General features: G+C 67.8%; 15 protein-coding genes. 4 read left to right on the top strand and 11 right to left on the bottom strand.

What is annotated here, in order from left to right; translation table 11 throughout:
• Nucleotides 1–291 precede the first annotated feature (291 nt).
• From AC3IFE_RS00935 to AC3IFE_RS00910, 6 genes are all read right to left on the bottom strand, one after another.
• Nucleotides 292–1,218, bottom strand: a complete 927-nt coding sequence (locus AC3IFE_RS00935; protein WP_301738817.1) for a hypothetical protein — start codon at nt 1,216–1,218, stop codon at nt 292–294.
• Nucleotides 1,215–4,916 carry a type VI secretion system Vgr family protein gene (locus AC3IFE_RS00930; RefSeq protein ID WP_489189310.1) on the bottom strand — a complete coding sequence of 1,234 codons (3,702 nt, stop codon included), beginning with the start codon at nt 4,914–4,916 and terminating at the stop codon, nt 1,215–1,217. The genes AC3IFE_RS00935 and AC3IFE_RS00930 overlap by 4 nt, the downstream gene beginning before the upstream one ends.
• A 61-nt stretch (nt 4,917–4,977) precedes the next feature.
• Complete coding sequence (locus AC3IFE_RS00925) at nt 4,978–7,377, bottom strand: T6SS phospholipase effector Tle1-like catalytic domain-containing protein (protein WP_489189309.1); 2,400 nt, start codon at nt 7,375–7,377, stop codon at nt 4,978–4,980.
• Entirely contained in the window at nt 7,374–7,994 is a 621-nt protein-coding gene (locus AC3IFE_RS00920; protein ID WP_489189308.1) for a DUF3304 domain-containing protein, read from the bottom strand. The genes AC3IFE_RS00925 and AC3IFE_RS00920 overlap by 4 nt, the downstream gene beginning before the upstream one ends.
• Nucleotides 7,995–8,078: 84 nt before the next feature.
• On the bottom strand, nt 8,079–8,936 hold the full coding sequence (locus AC3IFE_RS00915) for a DUF4123 domain-containing protein (protein WP_489189307.1): 858 nt from the start codon (nt 8,934–8,936) through the stop codon (nt 8,079–8,081).
• A 2-nt stretch (nt 8,937–8,938) separates the two neighbouring features.
• Nucleotides 8,939–11,734 (bottom strand): type VI secretion system Vgr family protein, encoded by a 2,796-nt coding sequence (locus AC3IFE_RS00910; RefSeq protein WP_489189306.1) that lies wholly within the window; start codon nt 11,732–11,734, stop codon nt 8,939–8,941.
• 477 nt (nt 11,735–12,211) lie between these two features.
• On the opposite strand from AC3IFE_RS00910, the gene AC3IFE_RS00905 reads away from it, so the two are divergent.
• Both AC3IFE_RS00905 and AC3IFE_RS00900 read left to right on the top strand, forming a co-directional pair.
• Complete coding sequence (locus AC3IFE_RS00905) at nt 12,212–12,475, top strand: PAAR domain-containing protein (protein ID WP_489189305.1); 264 nt, start codon at nt 12,212–12,214, stop codon at nt 12,473–12,475.
• A 37-nt stretch (nt 12,476–12,512) separates the two neighbouring features.
• Nucleotides 12,513–13,910, top strand: coding sequence for a hypothetical protein (locus AC3IFE_RS00900; protein WP_489189304.1), 1,398 nt, complete (start codon nt 12,513–12,515; stop codon nt 13,908–13,910).
• Between the two features lie 214 nt (nt 13,911–14,124).
• On the opposite strand, the gene AC3IFE_RS00895 is transcribed toward AC3IFE_RS00900, so the two are convergent.
• Entirely contained in the window at nt 14,125–14,460 is a 336-nt protein-coding gene (locus tag AC3IFE_RS00895) for a hypothetical protein (RefSeq protein WP_489189303.1), read from the bottom strand.
• A 287-nt stretch (nt 14,461–14,747) separates the two neighbouring features.
• Complete coding sequence (locus AC3IFE_RS00890; RefSeq protein WP_489189302.1) at nt 14,748–15,494, bottom strand: MipA/OmpV family protein; 747 nt, start codon at nt 15,492–15,494, stop codon at nt 14,748–14,750.
• Nucleotides 15,495–15,737: 243 nt separating this feature from the next.
• On the opposite strand from AC3IFE_RS00890, the gene AC3IFE_RS00885 reads away from it, so the two are divergent.
• The gene (locus AC3IFE_RS00885) at nt 15,738–16,463 is read left to right on the top strand and encodes a response regulator (protein ID WP_089467929.1); all 726 of its coding nucleotides are present in this window, start codon (nt 15,738–15,740) and stop codon (nt 16,461–16,463) included.
• A complete protein-coding gene (locus AC3IFE_RS00880) occupies nt 16,464–17,855 on the top strand; it encodes an ATP-binding protein (RefSeq protein ID WP_089467180.1) in 1,392 nt (463 codons plus the stop codon). It abuts the gene before it with no gap.
• 46 nt (nt 17,856–17,901) lie between these two features.
• On the opposite strand, the gene AC3IFE_RS00875 is transcribed toward AC3IFE_RS00880, so the two are convergent.
• The 3 genes from AC3IFE_RS00875 to AC3IFE_RS00865 are packed head-to-tail and all read right to left on the bottom strand — an operon-like array spanning nt 17,902 to nt 20,713.
• A complete protein-coding gene (locus AC3IFE_RS00875) occupies nt 17,902–18,942 on the bottom strand; it encodes a FecCD family ABC transporter permease (protein ID WP_489189301.1) in 1,041 nt (346 codons plus the stop codon).
• On the bottom strand, nt 18,939–19,931 hold the full coding sequence (locus AC3IFE_RS00870; protein WP_301738805.1) for an ABC transporter substrate-binding protein: 993 nt from the start codon (nt 19,929–19,931) through the stop codon (nt 18,939–18,941). The genes AC3IFE_RS00875 and AC3IFE_RS00870 overlap by 4 nt, the downstream gene beginning before the upstream one ends.
• Nucleotides 19,928–20,713 carry an ABC transporter ATP-binding protein gene (locus tag AC3IFE_RS00865; protein ID WP_089467177.1) on the bottom strand — a complete coding sequence of 262 codons (786 nt, stop codon included), beginning with the start codon at nt 20,711–20,713 and terminating at the stop codon, nt 19,928–19,930. Before AC3IFE_RS00865 ends, AC3IFE_RS00870 begins: the two co-directional genes overlap by 4 nt.
• Between the last annotated feature and the right edge of the window lie 2 nt (nt 20,714–20,715).

Raw genomic sequence — 20,715 nt, 5'->3', positions numbered from 1 at the left:
TGTATTTTTCGATGCCCGTATACTTCGCCGGCGGCATGGTGCCCATATCCCGATCGGCACCTCACACGGGGAAACGTCGATCAGCATCACGCCGCTCCCGCGCCGTTGCGCCGCTCGACTTCGACATATTGCCGACTCGGGATCATAAGATTGTTTGTCCAGACGTCCATTCCATCGATGCGCGCCCGCGCCGCCCTCACCGCCTGAATTCGAGTTCGACCGGCATGCGATTGAGTTGGAGCGAATCGACAATGTCGGACGACGATGCGTGTAGCCTGCATCACGTCTGGATCACTCCCTCGTCAGTTTCACGTTTTCCAGCCGGTCCATCGGCGTAAAGAACCGCCCGTCCATTTCATGCGGATGAAGGATGTCGAGGTTCATCTTGCCGACGAAAACGTAGTTGCCAGCCTCGACGCTCCGCATTGCCGAATCGGCGCCATAGGTCAAATCCGCATACGGCACGAGAAATTCGATCCGCTCGGACTGGCCCGGCTTGACGATGATTTCGCGCCGATAACGACGCGATGCGTCGCTTAGATATTTGCTGACAAGCCTGATGCGGAATCGAACGTGGTCGCTGCCGCCGCCGATCTGTACATATTGCAAATCGGGACGCGCCAAATCCGGCGACCAATGATCCGGACCGTCGACCGTCACGTCCTGCTTGCCGTCGTTCGCGAACGTCATATCGACGACAAGATGTTCCGCCGTGGATCGCACTGAAAATTCCGGATGAAGATTGATCTCGGGCCTGCCGTGCGCCAGCAGATCGTGGGCAAGGTCATAAAGCACCGAAAGATTGTCGTTGAATTGATCGTCGAACTGGTAGTTGTACGTGCCCTCGTAGTGGTGTCCGTCCTTGTCAAACGAATACACGAGCACGGGCCCCCGATTGATTGCACGGATCTGGGGGATCGTCCTGCTGCTCAACGTCGCCTTCACCATATCGACATGCTGGCGATACGCTCCCGTAAGTTCCGCCGTATATTTCCCGATTCCGAAGTAACCCGACGGCGGCATCGGATCAATATCTCGTCCACGCGAAAAATACGACACCGTCCGGCCGTCGGTGGTGAAGATCATCGATGGCGACGGATTGAACTGCCCCTGTCCACTACGAATCTCGAAATAATCCGCGCGATCTTGTGCGAGCGCCATATCCACCACTCCGAAAGAAATCACCGACACTGCAAAAAAAAGGAAAAGACGCATCATTTCAGAACTTCCCAGTCAATTCCGGTTTTTTCATTGAACCAGTCACGGAAGCCATACATGTAGTACTTCGGAATTACCGGCTTTTCCGTGAGCATTCCGGCCCCCATCAAGTTCGTCTGGGTCGTTCGCTGCCAGTTGTCGACAAGTTGCGCCATTTTCAGATCGACCAGATGCTGTGAATTGATGTACTTTCCGAACACAGCGCCGCCGCCCAGAAAGTACTCATCCGGCCAACCGAACAAATGCCCGGTCTCATGCACGATCGCGTGCTGTGTCGACGTTGGGACATACCGCCTCTGTTCGTCGTCCCACTCGACTTGCACCTCCCCCCAATTCGCCGAGTTCGCCCGCGTTACCTTGGGAAAGAGATTGATCTCGGCATGGCATCTCCCGGTTTGAACGAGTTCGACTTCAAGTTTCACCTTGACCTTGCATGTACATGCCTTGCCGAGCGGACACGCCTTCGGCTGCATCGAGTAATTCCCCCGGTTCAGTCCTTCCTCGATGCGCTTCTTGAAGCCCGACACGGCAGCAAGACCCCCGGGTCGGTCCACTACCCTGATGATCAAGCCGTCCCGTATGCCGTCGCTGTTGTACGGCACCGAAAACGGCTTGCCCGTCGACGGATCCATATGGACACGCCCCTGGTTGATCCAGTATTGATCCTTCAAATGAACCTTGATACGGACGGTTGCCGTCAACGTCGCCGTCGCAGGTGCATAGCCGATATCGTACGTCCCGGTCGATGCCGCATATTGAAGCCAGTTGGGTTTTCCATCCTTCAATCGGGGATTGCCGCTCTCATCTGTCTGATAATAGTCGGCAGACCCCATACTGATGGTGTGCTCCTCCTTCTTGATCGCGGGAACGTGAAGATTGCACGGTCCACTTTGTGCAGCCGGACCTTTTTTTGGCATGCCCTCCAGCTCGCTGGACACAGGTGGCGGCGTCGAATAACCGAGCGAGGGACCCGATCTCCCCTCCGCCGCCGTGGATGCAGCGACGGAAGGCGCGGGCAACGGCTGACCGGGTGCACGGAAAAATGCCTGCGCCGCGCCGACGGCACCGCCCGCTGTCGGTAGCGTCGTACCGGCGATCGAACTCGCCGCACCCGCCAAACTTCCGCCCCCCGCCACCGCCCCCCGCCCCGCCGGACTCGCCGCCAGCGCCTGCACGAGAAAATCGCACGGATCGCCCTGCGGCAACACCGGCAGCGCCGGCAGCTTCACGCTCGTCGCGCGCGGCCCCGGGAACGGATGCCCGCCCGCCTTCACCGCGAACTGCCCCGGCGTCTCGACGATGATGTCGCCGCCCTTCAACGTGATCCGGTTCGGCCCCTGCTGCAGCACGATCGCGTCCTGCGCGAGCACGTCGACGCGCTCGTCGGTCGACGTCACGCGCACGGTCTGGTCGGCGAGAATCTCCATCGTCGACGCGTGCGCCTCGACGCTCACCGGCCCTTCGCCCGCGATCGCCTTGAGCCCGCCGGCCACGCTGTACAGGCTCATCGCATCGCCCGTCGCCGCGGCTACCGTCGCACCGGCGCCGACGTGTGCATCGCCCTGCGACGTCAGATGAACGTGCTGCGCCGCATACGACACCGCGCTGTCCGGCGTCGTCACCACGATGTTCTCCGGCGACTCCATCAGCACCGCGGGCGTCGCGAATCGCTCGACGGGGTCGCCGCCGTCGCGCTGCGTCCCGGTCGGCTTGGTCGCGCTCTGGCCGCCCACGCTGCCCGCATACTTGCCGTCCTGTGCAGGATCGATCGCCTTGAGGAAATCCGTCTGCGTCTTGTTCGCGCTCAGGCCGACCGCCTGCGCACCCGTCGCCGCGGTGTCGAGTTCCTGCGCCGTTTTCGCCGCGTCCTTCAATTGCTCCACGCGTTCGGCGACATCCATCTGCGTCGATGCGCCGAGCCGGCGCGCGGTACTCGACATCAGCACGCCCGCGCCGGCCCGCACCACACCCCAGCCCTGCGTCGTCAGTTCGAAGCCTTCACCGCGATAGGCGCCGCGCATCGTGCCCTGCTGGTCGATCAGATAGCCCTGCGCAAGACGCGTGTCGGCAGTGGAATTGCTCAGCTCGTGACGCAGTTGTCCGGCCGCATCGTCCATCACCCACCGGCTGCCGGGTTGCCCATCGAGGGTTTGCGTCTGCAGGCCCGTCAGTGTTCCTGAATGGTTCGCGTCGCTGCCTTCGCCCGCGGAGAACGGCGGACGCACGCGCCCGCCGTACACCTGGCCGAGCACGACCGGCGCATCGATGTTGCCCGACTCGAAACCGACCACCACTTCCGCCCCCACGCGCGGCGCAAACGCGTGACCGAAATTCGGCCCGGCCGCCTGTTCGGCGACGCGAACCAGAATGCCGGAACGGTGATCGCCCGGCGCGTGGCCGGCCGGATTGGACCGGCTTGCCGTATCCGTCAGCCCGCCCGGCAGTGGCGCGGCACCGCGCATCCACGGAAACTGGATGCGGACCTGGTGATCGCGCGTGCTGCTGACGCGCCCACCCGGCTCGCCGACGACGATCGCGGTCTGCACCCCGTACACCGTCGGCCGGTCGCGGAACGGCGGCACGATCGGCGTGCCCTCCGGCACCGCGACGAAGCGGTTGCGATAAAGACCCTTGTCGAGCTCGCCGCGTCCGAACAGCTGCCCGATCTGCGCGCCGAGGTTGTTCACGGCCTCGTGCTCGATCGACAGCGGCACGAATCGCACGGTGCCGCCCAGATAGTCGTTCAGCGTATGGACCTTGCCGGTCTCGAGCGTGCGCGACGAGCCGCCGCCACGGTAGACCCGTTTCGCGAGCTGCAGCGCGTCGAGACGCTGTTCGGCATAACGCTGCGCATCGCCGCTCGTGTCGAAGCGGCCGGCGCGCTGGCCGTCGTAGATCTCCCGCACCGGCAGCAGCGGCGCGTCGGCGTCCGCGGGCTGTTGCGCATGGCCGGCAAGCGCATGAAGTTCGCTGGCTTTCCAGCTCGTCGCCACCACGCGATCCGGCACGAGCTGACGCCGATCGGAGAATTGCGTCATCACGCCGTCCGGATCGCCGACGTCCTGCGCATTGAATGCGATGGCGCTGCCGTCGGGCAGCCGCGCATGGCGGTCGAACACGACGACGGTATGGTCGCCCGACGGCGCCTTCCCCGCGTCCTGCCCGTGCTCGATGCGAAACGACAGCCCGGCCTCGGACAACTGCCGCAACACGAAATCGAGATCCGTTTCGCGATACTGGCCGCGCAAGCGAAACGATCGCAGCGGCTCGACGCGTTCACAGCGCCAATGCGCTTCCGGATAGTCGCCGAACACGCGCTCGCAGATACCCTCGGCATCGAGATCGACGAAATACAAACAATTGCGGCGCAGCTGCAGCAGCGCGAGCCACGATTCCATCGTGAGCCGATAGCGCGTGAACTCGCCGTCACTCTCCGCATAAGCGGCATGCGTGACGTAGCCGTTCCAGCATCGTTCGCCCGCCGCCGTCGCGAGACGCAGCCGCGCGGCGCTGCCGATCAGCGGCGCGAGATCGAGAAACGGCTCGCTCGACAACACGTCGATCTCGAACCGGAACGATTCGCTGATCCCTTCACGACCGTGAAAGCGCTCGACCACGAAGGCGCCCGGCATCGCGGTATCGATCTGGATATGACGGGTCGCTTGCCCGTACCCCGTTAATGCGGCAACTAGATCCATGTCGTTTCTCGGCAATCGCGCGCGAATGCGTGTCGCGCCGGCGGGTTCGTATCCAATCGGTTCATCGGAACAGCTTGCTCATGTCGACGTTGCGCTGCATCTGCTGACGCATCGCCTCCATGTCTTCCTGTACGCTCGGCACATGGGGCGCGTCCCAGCGCACGCCGTTCACGTAGACGGTGCGCCAGCGCAGGTAGCCCCAGACGAACGAAAACTCGCGTCCCGAATCCTGCAGCGCGAGACCACCGGTGACTTTCGGGTCGGTCAACACGGCGCTGTCGGTCGGCGCGGTGGCATCCTGGGCCGCGCGGGCTTTCTGTGCAGCCTGCTGCGCGGCGTCGTAACGTTTCAGGATGCCGGCCTGCCGCGCGGTCAGCGGCGAACGCGGTTCGGGCTCCGGCGCGACGTTGGCGGCCGGCCCGAGGCCGAGCGCACCGGCTCCCATCATCTGCATGATCTGCGAGGGTCCCGGCACGCCGAGTTGCTGGCGTTTCTTCCACTCGGCGTGCTGGCGCTCGAACTCGGCCTGGCGGGTTTTCAGCGCTTTGATCTGGTTGTGGTTCCACACGTCGTCGTCGTCGCCCAGTGGCTTGAACCACGCGCGAGAGTCATGCATGAAGTTGTCGTACAGCGCGCTGATCGGGGCTTCCGGCGGCCCCATGTTCCAGTCGCCCCGCACCTCGAGCCACTGCTTCCATTTCTCGTCGAGCTGCAACTGGAAGAAATCCTCGGCGCGCTTGGCGCTCGCGCGCACCAGCGGGCCGACGAGCGGAAGCGCGGACTGCAGGCCCGCGGCGATCGGCAGGACGGCCGGCGAAATGACGGCCGCCGCCTTCGGGTTCTGCGTGATCTTGCGGCTGACCGCGTTGCCCGCGTACCGGCCCACGGTCGGTCCGCCTTCTTTCTCGCATTCGAGCAGGTCGCGCCATTCGAGCCGCAGTTCCTCGTTCGCGCTGTCGAGATCGACGGCATCCTGCGGATAGGCAGCCTTGGCGGCGAGAAACGACGGTTGCGAACGCAGATTGTCGAGCCGCATCCTGCGCCAGCGCAGGTAAAGCCCATAGTGCGCACGCATCAGGCCCGGCGTGCCGTGCTCCTTCGCGTAGTAATAGTCGGCGCTCGTGCTCACATAGGCGGAAAACGCGCGCTTGAGCGCGGGAGAAATCGCGAATGCCGCCGCCGCTTCGGCAGCGACACCGGGCCCCTTGATGTCGAGTGGAACACCGGCCTTGCGCGCTTCGCGATACATGTCGAGCAGCGGCACCTGCGACAGCTTGTCCGCGTCGCCCGTGCCGCGCCCCTGCTCGCCCGGCCCGTAACCGCCGCCGACGTCCGAATGCACGCCCGGATAAACGATCTCCTCATGCCCGTCCCGCGACGCATCGATCAGGTCGAGCGGGAACGATCCGCGCGGCTCGTGGGCGGCGACCATATGGACGCAGCGGCGCACGTAGTGCGGCACGCCCATCAGTTCCTTGCGTCCCCAGCCGCCGTGCCCGTCGAACAACGTCGCGGCCGTGCTTTGCGCGATGCCGACCGACGCGACCGTATCGAAGATGCCGAGAAAGTCGTACGACACGGGCACGCCGCACAGGCTGAAATCGGGGTCCAGCGCATCGGCCAGCCAGTTCGAGAACGTGCGGGCCTCCGCCGCCCCGCGCGAAAAACCGAACACGTACAGGCGAATGCGCTGCAGTTTCGGCTTGCCCTTCACCAGCAGATCGCCGACGCGCGCCTTCAGTTGCGCGCACCGGGCCCGCAATGCGACACGGCGTTTCTCGTCCCACGCGCGCATCGTCGCGGTCCAGTTCGCCGTATCGACTTCGCCCTTGAGCTGCGCCCAGATCGTGTCGCGATCCCACGTCAGTTCGATCCCGTTCTGCTCGGCGGCCATCAGCCTGAGCGCACCGACACTCGAACTGCCGCGCGCGTTGATGTCGCCGAGACTGCCCGGCTTGGGCGGCGTGCCGCCGAGATCGATGCCCTTGAAATTGAGGTCGACGCTGACGGCCTTCGCGAGTTCCTTGTCGCTCTTGCCAAGCGCCGCGGACAGCGAATTGCCGAACGCGTGCGCATGCACGACGTTGTGGATCTGCAGCAGCGCCCAGTTGATGCGCCCCTCGCCGGCCCATCCCGTCGCGGCGCCGGCCGCGGCCTGCAGCCCGACGCCCTGGTCGCCGATCTCGTCGACGAACGGCGTGCCGACGCCGGCCACGTAAATGGCACTGTGATACTTGTCGCGGGGAAACACGTCGAACAGCCGCGCGACGTTGCTGTGCTTGCCGCCCGCGCGATCGCGGTCGGCGTTGTTGCGCGTGCCGTCGAAGAAGATGCCGACATGCAGCGTCTTGCAGCAACTCATCCCGTCGTCGTCGTGCAGCCGGCGCATGATCGCGTCCTGCTCCTCCCGGGTGACGACGCCGACGTCAGGCCGGTCGGCGCTCGCGAAGCGGAAACTCATTGCGTGATCCTCTTGTCGGGATTCGGGCACTGCGGATCGCTGTTGCGCAACGTAAAGTTCCCGGGGCACGCTTCGTCGGGCGCCTGGAGATTTTCAGGGAAGCCGCGGTAGCCGGGCATCCACTGAGACGCATAGACCTTGATTCGATCGTGCGGAAAGAACAGGACCCACAGGAAGCCGTCGGAGAACGTGTCGTAGCGCTCGACCGGTACGACACGGCTCGCAAGCGCCTTCGGATCCTTCCTGTACAGGTCGTTGTCCCGCCACTGCAGATTGACGGTCAGCCCCGGATGCCATTGTTTCGGCAACGCGACGCAGCAGATGATCGCGCCGCCGCCGCTGCCGATGCGCGCCGGCACCGTCCCGCCCCAGGTGCCGTCGACGTAGAACGCGCCGATCGGAACGTCGGTGTAGTTGAGCGCATTCAGCTTCAGCCCCATCGTGCCGGATGCGGCCGCCGCACCGGCGACGCTCGACGCACCGCCCGACGCCCCGGCCGCACCCGACGCGGCAGGCGACGCGTCGGTCGCGCGCGAGCATCCGGCCGTCCCGAGCAGGATGGCCATGAACATCAGCAGCCGAGCGGCAAACGTCGTGGAACCGGCATTCAAACTCATCTTTTCATCCTCTTGTCCGACGCCGTGCGGCGTGGATCGCTATCAACCACGTGCCCTGTCGCATGCACGCAAACCCGCATCGTTCTATGCGGACGACGTCGCCGGCGCGAGCTCCGTCACCAGATACCCGGCCGCCACGAGTGCATCGAGCGCGGCTCGCGACGCCGCCGCAGGAGGACCGTCGTGCCGCGCCCACGCCGCGCTCACACACGCATGAGCTTGCGAGGGCGTGGCCACCAGACGGCCGAAACTCTCCGGACGCTGGCGAACATGAAAAATCAGCGTGTCGATCTTCGCGGCCTGTCGAAGCCGTCCGATCTGTTCGTCGTCGAGCACGTATGGCTCGCCGCTGCGCCCGCCGGCCGCCTCCCCGCCAGCCGCTTCGCCCACGGCGTCGAAGTCGAGCGCGACGAGCACCCCGGTGCGATCGAACACGTGCCACGCGTCGATGCCGTCCGTGAAGCGGCGGCGCTGGGCGGGCGTCAGCGCCGCGAGCCACGCGGGCAGGCAACGCGTATCGGCGAGACGCACCAGAAACGCTTCGCCGTCGGCCGCCGCACTCGCCTCCATCTGTCCGCGCAGATGCGCGGCAAGCGCGGCCGTATCGCGCGCGCCATGCAGCAGGCTCACCATCGGTCGTCCGGACGTCTCGCGCAGCACGGTCTCCAGCATCGCCCGGCGCGCCGCCGCGCCAGCCGGCAACGGCACGAGGCACGGCGAAATCGCCAGCAGGTCGTCGCCGTCGTACACCCCTTCGTACAACACGACGACGGCATCGTCGCGCTCGAGCGCGGGCATCCGGTCACGCAACGCCGGCGCGAAACCCATGTCGAGCAGCAGATGCCAGCGGCCGTCGTCCGGCACGCGCTCGAAGAGCGCATTCAGACGGCCCGGCGTGTCGTCGGGATAGCGGTCGATCCAGTCGGTCGTCTCGATCGTCATGCTCAGATCGCCTTGCCCGCGAGTGCGCTGCCCGACTGCATCGCGTGCAGCAGGCATTCGACACAGACCTTCTCGGGAAACTGCGGCAACGGCGTATTCAGTTGATCGGGGCCGACGAATGCATGCTGCGCGGCATACACGACGAATTTGCCGGGGCAACCGAACGTGACGTCGCCCCCTTCGATCGTCACATGCGCTCCCCCGCTCACCGCGAGATGCACGGTCTTCTTCGCGGCGATCTCGACGTCCGCGCTCGCGGACGCGAGCTTCAGATCGTCGCGCGCGCGCAGGCCCAGCACGTCGCGCTGCGCCTGCAGCGTCAGGCCGTCCTTGCCGGCGATCATGCCGATGCCGACACCCTCTGCATGGCTCGCGCCGGCCAGCCAGCCGATGCCCTGCCCGCTGTGAATACGCAGTTGCTGCGCAGCGGCGAGATTGAAGTCGCCGCCGCTGCCGAGCGACAGCGTTTCGCCGGCCGCCCATTGCAGCGCCTGCCCTGCAACCAGCCCGTGCCCGCCCCGTGCCTCGATGCCGAGCACGGCGTCGCCCGTGTGCGGCAATGCGTTGCCCGTCGATCGCTGTGCGGCGTCGGCCGACGCCTGCGTGTAACCGTTCGCGCCGACCGTCGTCGCGAAGCTCTGCGCAAGCGCATCGAGCGGCGCGGCGCTGCCGTTCAGCGACGACTGGCCCGCCTGCTCCACGCCGCGCTGCGCGGCGAACGGCAGCGTCCCATGCGTATCGGCCGTCTGGTCGAATCGCCGAACCAAGGCGGTGTGCCGTGCGAGCAGCGCCTGCAGCGCGGACGCATCGCCCGCCGGCTGCGCGGCACCAGCGGGCGCATAGCTCGACACCAGCAGGCCGCGCGTCGCACGCATCGCACCGTACGCGTCCGAGCGCAATTCGACGCCCAGGCCACGAAAACTGCCGAGATAGTTGTCCGCCTGATGACGCAGATGACCGAGGTTCAATTGCGTGGCCGCGTGCGTGGTCGCCATCTGCAGCCGCCCCATGCCGTCGGAATCGTCGGCGACGAGCTGGTTGTGGCCTTGCCCGTCGAAACCCTGGCTCTTGAAGCCCGACAGCGCGCCGGCGTGATTGTGGCGATCCGTGCCGCCGCCGGCGCCATGCCACGCGGGGCTCAGCCCGCTTGCCAGATTGCCCTGCGCGCTCGGCGCATGATCGCCTGCCTGCGTGTAGATCGACGCGTCGAGCGGCTTGCCGGCCGCGCCGCCCGGCGAAGGCGACTCGCCGCCTTCGCCGCGGCCATTGAACAGGCCGCCGAGCACGATCGGCCGGTGGATCAGCCCGTGGTGAAACTGCACGAGGACTTCATGGCCGATGCGCGGCACCTGCTGAAGGCCATGCCCATCGCTCGCGAGCCGTTGTATGGCGCGCGTCGGATACGTACCCGCGTCGTCCTGCGCCTGCCAGTGGAAGCGAACGCGCAACCGCCCCTGCGCATCGGCATGCACCGGTCCCGTCGCACCGGGCCGTGCGTCGCCGGCCGGCCCGACGACGATCGCCGTCTGCGCGCCGAGCGCCGTCGGCACCGGATTGAGTCGCTGCCCGGTTCCGTCGGCCAGCGTGGGCCGCCAGACCTGCGTTCGCGGCACCGCATCGAACCGGTTCGCATAACCGCCGGCCTTCGCTTGCCGAACCACGCGCGGATCGAGCGCCGCCGCCGGCAACGGCCCGAGTTGCCGTTCGATGGCTTCCATGACGGTCGACGGCAGATTGTTGATCCCGACGTGCTCGACGCGCGTCAGCAGAAAATCCTCGGGCGCCGCGGCACCGCGCACGGGCTGCCAGCCGGCATCGACGAGTTTCAGCGCCCGTCCTGCGCGCGCCGTGCGCAGCGTGCCGTAGCCGGTCCAGAAACTGGCGCGCGACACGATCGCATCGGCCTGGCGCCGTACCGTATCTTCCGCTTCGCGCAAGCTGTCGAACGCCTCCGGCCCGACGTCGTCGTAGAGCTCGCGCGCGCCGGCCGGCCGGCCGAGCGTCGTACTCGCGGTAGTCGCCCGGTTCACGCGATAGTCGCTGCTGATCAGCGTGATGCGATCGGCGGTCAGCGACAGCGACTGCCCGATCCCGAGGATCACGTCGTCGGTGCCGGTCGCCGTCCCGCTCGAGCGGCGCGGCACGCCGCCGCGTCGCGCGGACGTATCGTCCTCGGCCAGTTGCGCGCTGTCGTCGAAGACCAGCATCGCGTGCCCGGCAGGCGCGTCCTCGTCTTCGACGAAACAGAAGCCGAGGCCGGCCTCGGCCAGCAGATGCTGCACGAATTCGTAGTGCGTATGGGTTCGGTACTGCACGCGATACGCAGCGGGGCCCAGCGCATCGAGACGCCGGCTGGCATCCGGCGTGAGGCGCCACCGCGCGATCTCGGCGTACGGTGCGAACACCGTGTCGAGCACGTCGGCAAGCGTCTGGTTCACGAAGGTTCGCTCGTCGCGCGCATGCGTGAGTGCGGCGAGCCACGGCACGACCCGGAGATGGTAGCGAGCGAGACCTGCGTCGTAACCCCGGCATTCGGCCTCGGCGACGAGACCGCTGCGCAGCGTCGTCGTGCCGTTCGCGAGCGTGGTGCGAATCGCAACACGCTGCCCGAGCATCGCGTCGAGATCCAGTGCAGGATCCGTCGACAACGCATCGACGTTCCATTCGAAGAGATCGGAGAGCGATTCGCGGCCGGTCCAGCGCTCGATTTGAAATGCGGCAAGCGCGCCCGCTCCGTCCAGCGAATACAGGCGATTGAATGCGCCAAAAAGAGACGCAAATTCCGTGATGACGCTCATGCGGCCCCGCTCTCTCAGGATTTGACGTTTTTAAATGGATATTGCTGCGACGAACACGGGATGATGCACGATTGCCGGCATCGCGCGCGCCATGCCGAACCGGCGCGTCACGCGCGGGAGCCCCGCGACACCGCCCGCTGTCTGGCTGAACGTGCGCCAGTTGGATCGGGTGATGCGCCCCCTATTCAAAGCTTACTATTCTAGATTACGCCGTTGGGCTTCGCCATAGGCAAACAGACCTAGATTTAAAATGCAGCCCTTGACGTGCCGGCATCACGCCCGATAATGACGGCCTTCGGTTCGAAAGCTACATTACGGCCGAATCGAAAAAAGCAATTATTACCGAAAGGTGATAAATACCCCATTCAGCCGAAATCGATTCGAAAAACGTTGTCGATGATAGACGCGACTCTCTCCCGCACCCGGCGGCGAAGCCGCGATGCATCGTCGCTGATTCCAGCCAGGAGGCCTATCCGGATGACCAAACCCTTCATCGTCCTTGGGGACAAGCACAGCCATGGCGGCACCGTGACCAGCGCGTCCACGCTGTCGTCGGTCGACGGCCGCGGCATCGCGCGCCGCAACGACACGGTGACGTGTCCGATCCACGGCCCGAATTACATCGTCGACGGCGACGACACGATGATCGTGCAGGGCGAAGGCGTCGCGCGCGATGGCCACAAGACGGCCTGCGGCGCCGTACTGGTCGCCAGCCGGACGGCGGGCGGCGACGGCAATTGATATACGACGCCGCAAGTCACGGGGAGAATCGACGGAAATGATCACGCGATTGCGCAAGACCGCATTCGTCGCCGCGCTGTTCGTCGCGGTGTGGATCGCCGTGTTCGTCTGGTGGAAAACGACCCGGCATGCGCCCACCACCCGGGAGCTGGTGCTGTGCGGGCTCGTGCTGCCGGCGGCCCTCGCCGTCTGCGTGGCATGGCTGCGCCGGGGGCTCGGCCCGCATCCGGCGCTCGCGGCCGCCGCACCGCCGGGTTCGCCCGCATCGGCGGACGCCTCTGCCGCGCAGGATCCGACGTCGCACACGTGGTCGGCCCTGCTGCTCGACAGCAGCGTGAGGTTGCCGACGGGGGCGACGACCGCAGACATCGATGCGGCGGCCCGGGAAGAGCGTTCCGTCGCGCTTCATCCCGAACTGCAACGTCCGGACGGAACCGGCGTATTCGCGAGCACCGTCGAATCGGTGTCGCTCGACCGGTTCGATACAAGCCTGCTTGCGCCCGACGCGCGGGAAACGCTGCAGGACGAGCATTGGCGCGGGCTGCTGTTGGCCGCCGACGCACTCGACGAATTGCGCGAGCGTCATGCCGTGTTGTCCGGCGCGGCCGCCGACGCGCCGCCGCTCAGGCTCCATCTGCTGATGCCGGAGCGCTGGCAACCGGTCGCCGCCACGCTCGCCGCATGGCTCGATGCACACGCGGCGCGGGAAGCCGTCGCGCCGGGCATCGTCCATGCGCAACTGCGCACGGTCGCCGATCCCGTACAAGCATGGGCAGTCGTCGACGAACTGATCCAGGCGATGCACCTGCAACCGTCCGGCGAGTTGCACGTCGTCCTCGCGTTCGACTCCACCGCAAGCCAGGACGCAGTCGACGCGCTGGATCGGGCGGGCCGGCTCTACGGCCGGGATCGGCCGAACGGCGTGATGCCCGGCGAAGGCGCATGTGCATTGCTGCTCGGCCATCCCGACACATCGCATGCGATGTCCGTCCCGTCGATCCACCGGCTCGCGGCCGCGCACCGCACGGGTTCCGCCGATCACGGCAAGGCCGAAGCGACGACGCTCGAACAGTTGCTTGCGGCGGCGGGTACGCGCTTGTCGACGTTACGCCCCGACCTGTCGGCATCCGGATTCGTCACCGACGCCGATCAACGCAGCAGCCGCCGCACCGAAGTCGTGACGGCCGGCGAGCAGATCTGGGGCGATGATGCCGCCGAGCGCAGCCGCCACCTCGGGCTCGCCAACGGGGCAAGCGGCGCGGCGCTCGCGCTCGCTGCGCTGGCCGTCGCCGCCGATCGCGCGACAGAGGAAGGACAAGCGGTATTGGCGGCATCGGTCAGCGACCCGCTCGCACGTGGCGTGATGCTCGTCACGCCGGCGATGACGGTCGACACCACGGCATCGGTGCCGCAATCCGGAGCGGTCGACGCGTGACGCGCCGGCCAGCGCGGCGCGTCACGCGTCGCGCGAGCCGCGGTCTACTCCGGTATCGAGGCGCCCGGGCGCCGCGGCCGCCGATACCGCGGCCCGCGGCGATGAATCGCGACGCGTGCTGCCGACGATCGGCCGCGCGATGTGCATGCCCGCAATAGCCGCACTCGCGGAGGCGACACGAGCCGCAACGGATTTTCGTCGGCGGCCGGATGCCTCACCCGCGCCGCACCCAGATCACTTTCCCGTCGCGAATGCCGAGATTGCGGCGCTCCTCCCGGTAATCCATCGTGCCCGGCAACGATTTCCCGTCGCGCTCGAGCACGCGCCACAGGCAGCCGTCGAGCAGCGCGGCCGCATCGGCCTCGGTCTTGCCGACCAGCGCATCGTCCGGCGTGGCGTCCGCCTTGCATACCTGCGCGCCGCCGGACTGCAAAGGGGCCCTCGCCGCACCGCCGGCGGTGGCGTTGCGGTGCTTCGCGTCCATGTCCGCACATCCTGCAAAGGTTGCACCCGCAACGAGTGCAACGAGCATCGCGATCGTATTCTTCATCGGTTTCTCCCTGAAGCGGCCCGGCGGTCGCCGTGCGGCATTCGTGCAAGACCGGGCATCGCATGCATGATCGATTCCGCACGCTGCCGGCCGCTTCCTGCCGAGCCGGCCCGCGCATGGCGGCCTTTCGCGACCCGGCCGAGCCGCCTCGGCGCCCCTGCGTCGCAGGCCCGGCCTGACGCCGAGCCCGCCCGCATGTTACCGCACGCGGTTCGCCGCGACGGCGCGACGCCGACGCCGACGCATCGTGTGCGCGCCGCGCGCACCGGCCCGCGTCGGCAATGCGCTCAGAACGTGTACGTCACGCCCGCGATGCCGTAGTAGTTGCTGCGCGACTGCACGATCGGGCTGTCGCCCGCGCGGCCCAGCAGTCGCGTCACGCCGCCGCTCGCGAGCACCGACCAGTGCCGCGACAGCGTCCAGTTCCATGCAACCGCCATCGACGCGCTGTCGATCCCGCCGCTCACCGAATACGGCCGGAACCGGCTCGTCATCGACTGCGCGTCGGTCACGCCGTAGAAGGTCTGCATGTAGCGTCCCGAGCCCGCGTGCACGGTGCCCGTCACGATGATCTCGAGCTGCGACGTCTTGAGCACCGGCACCGCGAGATCCACGTGCCCCGCCACGCCGCGCGACGTGTGCGTCGCCGGCGTATCGATCGTGACGCTCAGTTCCGCCGCGTTGAAGAGCGTGACGCCGGCGCGCACGCCGACGAGCACCGAGCCCGGAATCCGGCCCATCCCCTTCAGGTAGTCGGAGCCCGGCAGGTCGAAGCGGTTCTCGTCCGCGCGGCCCGCGTCGTAGTTCACCGCCGCCGACACGAACGCCCCGTGCGGCAGGTCCAGCCGGTAGCCGGCGCCCTGCGTGCTGTCGACGAAGAAGCCATTGCCGAACGTGGCGGAAAACGACGGCGCAACGACGCCGCGATACTGTTTGCTGCCCTGGTAGCGCGGTGCGAACCCGCCGCCGAGCGACAATGAATACTGGTTTTCCGCGTGGGCGGCGGCGGCGAGGGTCAGGCCGGCGAGCGGCATGCAATAGCGGTAGCGGCGAAGGGAGGGGCGCACAATATCGAGATATGAGTGACGAAGCCCGCAGTCTAGGTGCCGCCCCGCGCCGAGACTGTCCTGAATGTGCGGCGAATGTGTGCGCAATTGTGTTCGATTGTTCGCGATTGTCGCCCCGTTGCCCCGGTGGTCGATCCGCCGGATAGAATTCGCGTGCCGCGCGCGCATCGGTCTGCCGGGTGCGAGATGGCGCGTGCATCCGGGGAGACCATGAACGAAGTTCCACTCAAATACCGCGTGCTGCTGATCGAGGACGACGATCGCCTCGCGCAGCTCGTCCGCGAATACCTCGACGGCTATGAATTCGCGGTGACGGTCGTGCGGCGCGGCGACCTCGCCGTCGCCGCGGTGCGCGAGCACCAGCCGGCCCTCGTGATACTCGACCTGATGCTGCCGAATCTCGACGGCATGGAAGTCTGCCGGCGCATCCGCGCGTTCACCAACGTCCCCGTGCTGATCCTGACCGCACGGGCGGACGTATACGACCAGGTCGCCGGCCTCGAGACGGGCGCCGACGACTACGTGACGAAGCCGATCGAGCCGCGCGTGCTCGTCGCACGTGCTCGCGCGCTGTTGCGCCGCGCGCAACCGGCCGCGGCGCAAGCACCCGCGGTCGCGCCCGACGCGCTCGTATTCGGCGAGCTCGCCATTTCGCCGCCGAACCGCACCGTCACGTGGCGCGGCGAGCCGGTCGAGCTGAAGACCGCCGAATTCAACCTGCTGCTGATCCTCGCGCGCGCGGCCGGCACCGTGCTGAGCCGCGACGACATCCTGAAGCAGTTGCGCGGGATCGAATTCGACGGGCTCGACCGCTCGGTCGACTCAGGCATCTCGAAGCTGCGCCGCCGCTTCGAGGATGCGTCGTCGGAGCCGCACAAGATCAAGACGATCTGGGGTCGCGGCTACCTGTTCAGCCCTTCCGCGTGGGACGAATAAATGCTGCGCCCGCTGCTTCGGTTGTACCTCGTCGTGATCCTGTTCGTCGGCGCGTCGATCATCTTCATCCAGCTGTCGTTCGACCGGATTTTCTACGAGCGCGGCGCGCAGGCGCAACGCGACTCGCTGACCACCTATTCGTTCGTGCTGAACGACTACCTCGAACGCCATCCGGGCGCGCAGCGCGCGCTCGCATTGCGCGAACTCGCGCTGCACGGCCGCGAAGGGTTCGGCTTCATGTCGATGGCCGACGCACGCGCGCAACTGAGCGGCGCGCCGCTGCGCGATCTCGATGCCGGCAGGATCGCGATCAGCTACAACGGCAAGGATTACTACATGCCGCTCGCGGACGGCTCGGTGCTGCATGCGCGCCCGATCGAGGCGCCGGACCTCGACATCCGCATCTATGCGTACATGCTGCTCGCGCTCGCGACGCTGTTCGCGGTGGTGCTGTGGATTCACTATCACTGGCGCGACATTCGCCGGCTGCAGGACGCCGCGCGCGCGTTCGGCGCCGGGATGCTGTCGACGCGCGTGAAGGTGTCGGGCAAGTCGAACATCTACGAGTTGTCGCAGCAGTTCAACGACATGGCCGCGCGCATCGAGGCGTCGATCAAGCAGCAGCGCGAAATGATGCACGGCATCTCGCATGAACTGAAAACGCCGCTCGCCCGGCTCGAATTCGGGCTCGCGCTGCTCGCCGACGCCGACGAAACGGGCCGGATGCGCGAACGCCGCGACGCGCTGCGGCGCGACGTGCGCGAACTCGACGAGCTCGTTACCGAGCTGCTGACGATCGGCCGGCTCGAACAGGGAGCGAGCGAGCTCGCGCCGATGGAGGTCGTCGTCGACGCGCTGATCGACAGCGTCGCCGGCAACGTCGCGGACGACATCGCCGATCGCGGCATCGCGCTCGACGTGTCGACGCTCGACGCGCCCGCGACCCACGTGTGCGATCCGAAACTCGTCGCCCGCGCGTTGCTGAACCTGATCCGCAACGGCGCGCGCTATGCGTCGCGCAAGGTCGTACTGGCCGCCACGCGCGACCGGTCCGGCGCGCTCGTGCTGACGGTCGACGACGACGGCCCCGGCATTCCGGCCGCCGAGCGCGCCCGCGTGTTCGAGCCGTTCCAGCGGCTGGATTCGAGCCGCGACCGGCAGACCGGCGGCTTCGGGCTCGGGCTCGCGATCGTGCGGCGCGTCGCGCAGGTGCACGGCGGCGACGTGCGGCTCGAGGATTCGCCGCTCGGCGGCGCGCGCTTCGTGATCACGCTGCCCGTGCGCGCGCTGCCGAACAAGCGCTTCGACGTCGCGCAGGACGCGGCGACCCCACACGCCGATGCGCGCCGCCTCAGCGGCACGGGGACGGGTACGGTCATTCCGCTTCGATGAGACGGGCGGCGCGTCCCGGCCCGCCCTCGCCCGAGCGTGCCTTCGCTCAGCGCCGGCGCAGCAGCGCGACGAAGAACAGGCTGCCGAACAACGCGGTCACGATGCCGATCGGCAGATCCTCCGGCGCCGCGAGCGTGCGCGCGGCGACATCGGCCCACACGAGCAGGATCGCCCCCGCCAGTGCGGCGACCGGCAGCAGCCGGCCGTGCTCGGCGCCGACCATGCGACGGCACAGATGCGGCGTCACGAGCCCGACGAAGCCGATCGCGCCGCTGACCGCGACCATCGCGCCCGTCGCGAACGACGCGACGACGAACACCTCGCGCCGCATCCTCGCGCTCGGCACGCCGAGCGACGCGGCGGCGACGTCGCCCGACATCAGCGCATTCAGTTCGCGCCGGCGCGCATAGAGCGCGCAGCCGGCAAGCACCGCGCATACGGCCGGCACCGGCAGCAGATCCCAGCGCGCGAGCCCGACGCCGCCGAGCATCCAGAACAGCACCGACGACGCGGCGCGCTGGTCGCCGAGATACAGCAGCAGGTTGCCGAACGCGGCCATCATGAACGACACCGACACGCCCGCGAGCAGCAGCCGGTCCGATTCGAGCCGGCCGCTCCGGTAAGCGAGCGCGACCACGCATGCGGTAGCCGCAAGCGCGCCCGCGAATGCGGCGGCCGACAGCGTGAACGGGCCGAACGCGGCGCCGGCCACCACCGTGACCGCGATCGCGCCGAGCATCGCGCCCGCGCTCACGCCGAGCAGGTGCGGATCGGCCAGGCGGTTCGCGGTCGCCGCCTGCAACGCGACGCCGACCGCCGCCAGCGTCGCGCCGACGATCGCGGCCAGCAGCGCGCGCGGCATCCGGATCAGCCACACGATGCTGTCGTCGCCCGCGGCGGCCGCAAACGCGTCGGCGCCGCCGAACGCCGACGCGACGTGCGCGGCGACGATCCGCACCGCGGCCGGCATCGCGATCGGCGCGGGGCCGAACGCAGCCGACACGACGATCGACACGATCAGCAGCGCGGCCAGCCCCGGCAGCACCACGCGCATGCCGGGCCGCGCCGGCTGTGCGCGCACGCTCATCGTGCCGCCGCCGCAAATGCGGCCGGATACAGCGCGCGGGCGAGCGTCTCGACGGCCGCGACGTTCTCGGGGCCCGGCGTCGCCGCATCGTACGGAATCACGACGAAGCGCCGGTCGCGGATCGCGGCCACGCGCGCGAGCGCCGGCTGGCTCGACAGGAACTGCTGCTTCTGCGCGGCCGTCACCGCCGAATAGTCGACGATCACGATCACCTGCGGATCGCGCGCGACCACGCTTTCCCAGCTCACCTGCGTCCAGCTGCGCGGCAGGTCGTCCATCACGTTGCGCGCGCCCGCCGCCGCGAGCAACGCGGTCGGCATCGCGAGCCCGCCGGCGGTCATCGGCTTGTCGGTGCCGCTGTCGTACACGAACACGCGTAGCGGCGCCGGACGCCCGATCGCGCGCGACACCGCCGCGAGACGCGCGCGCATCCCGGCGACGACCTGCGCGGCGCGCGCATCGACGCCGAAGATCCGGCCGAGATTGGTCAGGTCGCGGAACACGTCGTCGAACGAGGCGGCCGACTGCTTCATCACGTGCGAGCACGATTCGGTCAGTTCGTACGTGCGGATGCCGAACGGCGCGAGCGTCGCGGGCGTCACCGGCCCGCCGACACGCATCCCGTAGTTCCAGCCCGCGAGATAGAAGTCGGCGCGCGCGGCGGCCAGCACTTCCAGCGACGGATACTGGCTCGCCAGTTCGGGCACGCCGCGCAACGCGTCGCGCACGCGTGCGGTGCCCGTCTTCCAGCCGCCGATGCCCGTATAGCCGACGAGACGATCCTTCAGGCCGAGCGCGAGCATCATCTCGGTGAGGTTCACGTCGTTGCTCACCGCGCGCGTCGGCGCGCGCTCGAACGTCACGTCGCGATCGCAACTGCGCACGGTGACCGGATAGGCGAGCGCGTGAACGGCCGCGCCGCCGAGCACGGCAGCGGCGACCAGACGGCGGGAGACTGAGGACAGGACAGGAAACGGCATGGCGGTCATTCCGGATGAAGCGGCGTGATGCGCGGGCGGCGCGTGACGGGATGGCGATCGACGAGCGCGGCGACGCCGAACACGTCGCGCAGCAGCGCTTCGGTCAGCACGTCGTCCGGCACGCCGGACGCGACGACGCGGCCGTGCGCGAGCACATGGAGGCGGTCGCAATACGCGGCCGCGAGATTGAGGTCGTGAATCGTCGCGAGCGTCGCGATGCCGAGGCGGCGCACGCGCGCGAGCAGTTCGAGTTGGTGACGCAGGTCGAGATGGTTGGTCGGTTCGTCGAGCAACAGCAGTTCGGGCTGCTGCGCGAGCGCGCGCGCCAGCAGCGCGCGCTGCTTCTCGCCGCCCGACAGCGACGCGAAGCGCTGTGCGCGGCGCTCGACGAGGCCGACATCGTGCAGTGCGGAGTCGACGATCCGGCGATCGTCGGCCGACTCCGCATCGAACGGCCGCTTGTGCGGCGTGCGGCCCATGCCGACCAGTTCGTCGACCGTCAGCCCGAAATCGTCCGGCGTCTCCTGCTGCAGCACCGCGATGCGCTGCGCGACCGCACGCGGCCGCATGCGCCACACGTCCTGCGCATCGAGCGCGACGCGGCCCGCGTCGGGGCGCGCGTAGCGGAACACGCAGCGCAGCAGGCTCGTCTTGCCGCTGCCGTTCGGGCCGACCAGCCCGACGAACTCGCCCTCCGCCACGCTCAACGTCACCGAATCGAGCACGGTGATCGCGCCACCGGGAGACCAGCTCACGCGTTCGATGTCGAGCATGTGGGTGACGGGACGCATGC

The sequence above is a fragment of the Burkholderia sp. APQ4-4ca genome, from assembly GCF_057837105.1.
This window is presented reverse-complemented; position numbering and strand designations above follow the sequence as displayed.

Coding starts and splice junctions, on each gene's coding strand:
- AC3IFE_RS00920 (WP_489189308.1), bottom strand. CDS start 7,994: ATGAGTTTGAATGCCGGTTCCACGACGTTTGCCGCTCGGCTGCTGATG.
- AC3IFE_RS00895 (WP_489189303.1), bottom strand. CDS start 14,460: ATGAAGAATACGATCGCGATGCTCGTTGCACTCGTTGCGGGTGCAACC.
- AC3IFE_RS00865 (WP_089467177.1), bottom strand. CDS start 20,713: ATGCGTCCCGTCACCCACATGCTCGACATCGAACGCGTGAGCTGGTCT.
- AC3IFE_RS00875 (WP_489189301.1), bottom strand. CDS start 18,942: ATGAGCGTGCGCGCACAGCCGGCGCGGCCCGGCATGCGCGTGGTGCTG.
- AC3IFE_RS00870 (WP_301738805.1), bottom strand. CDS start 19,931: ATGACCGCCATGCCGTTTCCTGTCCTGTCCTCAGTCTCCCGCCGTCTG.
- AC3IFE_RS00925 (WP_489189309.1), bottom strand. CDS start 7,377: ATGAGTTTCCGCTTCGCGAGCGCCGACCGGCCTGACGTCGGCGTCGTC.
- AC3IFE_RS00915 (WP_489189307.1), bottom strand. CDS start 8,936: ATGACGATCGAGACGACCGACTGGATCGACCGCTATCCCGACGACACG.
- AC3IFE_RS00890 (WP_489189302.1), bottom strand. CDS start 15,494: ATGCCGCTCGCCGGCCTGACCCTCGCCGCCGCCGCCCACGCGGAAAAC.
- AC3IFE_RS00900 (WP_489189304.1), top strand. CDS start 12,513: ATGATCACGCGATTGCGCAAGACCGCATTCGTCGCCGCGCTGTTCGTC.
- AC3IFE_RS00885 (WP_089467929.1), top strand. CDS start 15,738: ATGAACGAAGTTCCACTCAAATACCGCGTGCTGCTGATCGAGGACGAC.
- AC3IFE_RS00910 (WP_489189306.1), bottom strand. CDS start 11,734: ATGAGCGTCATCACGGAATTTGCGTCTCTTTTTGGCGCATTCAATCGC.
- AC3IFE_RS00930 (WP_489189310.1), bottom strand. CDS start 4,916: ATGGATCTAGTTGCCGCATTAACGGGGTACGGGCAAGCGACCCGTCAT.
- AC3IFE_RS00935 (WP_301738817.1), bottom strand. CDS start 1,218: ATGATGCGTCTTTTCCTTTTTTTTGCAGTGTCGGTGATTTCTTTCGGA.
- AC3IFE_RS00880 (WP_089467180.1), top strand. CDS start 16,464: ATGCTGCGCCCGCTGCTTCGGTTGTACCTCGTCGTGATCCTGTTCGTC.
- AC3IFE_RS00905 (WP_489189305.1), top strand. CDS start 12,212: ATGACCAAACCCTTCATCGTCCTTGGGGACAAGCACAGCCATGGCGGC.